Annotated in this window: 1 protein-coding gene; it reads left to right on the forward strand. The window is 51.2% G+C overall.

Annotated elements, in window-relative coordinates; translation table 11 throughout:
* The first annotated feature begins 168 nt into the window (after positions 1–168).
* Positions 169–1,149, forward strand: coding sequence for an IS5-like element IS5 family transposase (locus tag G5182_RS20080; RefSeq protein ID WP_026141181.1), 981 nt, complete (start codon positions 169–171; stop codon positions 1,147–1,149).
* Positions 1,150–1,423: the final 274 nt, after the last annotated feature.

The following is a 1,423-nucleotide window of genomic DNA, read 5'->3' on the forward strand; positions in this document are numbered from 1 at the left end:
GTTAGCGAGTGATATGTTGCAGGGGAAAAAGGATTTACAACTATCGGATTTTGATGGTGTGCTTAACAAATGATGTCATTGCCACACTTTTCAACACTAGGGAAGGTGCGAACAAGTCCCTGATATGAGATCATGTTTGTCATCTGGAGCCATGAAAAAGGGTTCATCATGAGTCATCAGCTCACCTTCGCCGACAGTGAATTCAGCAGTAAGCGCCGTCAGACCAGAAAAGAGATTTTCTTGTCCCGCATGGAGCAGATTCTGCCATGGCAAAACATGGTGGAAGTCATCGAGCCGTTTTATCCCAAGGCTGGTAATGGCCGGCGACCTTATCCGCTGGAAACCATGCTACGCATTCACTGCATGCAGCATTGGTACAACCTGAGCGATGGCGCGATGGAAGATGCTCTGTACGAAATCGCCTCCATCCGTCTGTTTGCCCGGTTATCCCTGGATAGCGCCTTGCCGGACCGCACCACCATCATGAATTTCCGCCACCTGCTGGAGCAGCATCAACTGGCCCGCCAATTGTTCAAGACCATCAATCGCTGGCTGGCCGAAGCAGGCGTCATGATGACTCAAGGCACCTTGGTCGATGCCACCATCATTGAGGCTCCCAGCTCGACCAAGAACAAAGAGCAGCAACGCGATCCGCAGATGCATCAGACCAAGAAAGGCAATCAGTGGCACTTTGGCATGAAGGCCCACATTGGTGTCGATGCCAAGAGTGGCCTGACCCACAGCCTAGTCACCACCGCGGCCAACGAGCATGACCTCAATCAGCTGGGTAATCTGCTGCATGGAGAGGAGCAATTTGTCTCAGCCGATGCCGGCTACCAAGGGGCGCCACAGCGCGAGGAGCTGGCCGAGGTGGATGTGGACTGGCTGATCGCCGAGCGCCCCGGCAAGGTAAGAACCTTGAAACAGCATCCACGCAAGAACAAAACGGCCATCAACATCGAATACATGAAAGCCAGCATCCGGGCCAAGGTGGAGCACCCGTTTCGCATCATCAAGCGACAGTTCGGCTTCGTGAAAGCCAGATACAAGGGGTTGCTGAAAAACGATAACCAACTGGCGATGTTATTCACGCTGGCCAACCTGTTTCGGGCGGACCAAATGATACGTCAGTGGGAGAGATCTCACTAAAAACTGGGAATAACGCCTTAAATGGCGAAGAAACGGTCTAAATAGGCTGATTCAAGGCATTTACGGGAGAAAAAATCGGCTCAAACTGAAAAAATGAAATGACTGAGTCAGCCGAGAAGAATTTCCCCGCTTATTCGCACCTTCCCTAAGATTTTCCTGATTACCCATGATTAGCAGTCAGTTACCACGAACTATACTGATCTTACGTACAGTTATCGAGGTGCGAGACACTTCACAGGTGTGATCTCAAAAGCTGCGTCACCAAAGCTGTACC

The organism is Aeromonas sp. 600948 (genome assembly GCF_049174875.1).
Classification (GTDB): domain Bacteria; phylum Pseudomonadota; class Gammaproteobacteria; order Enterobacterales; family Aeromonadaceae; genus Aeromonas; species Aeromonas veronii_A.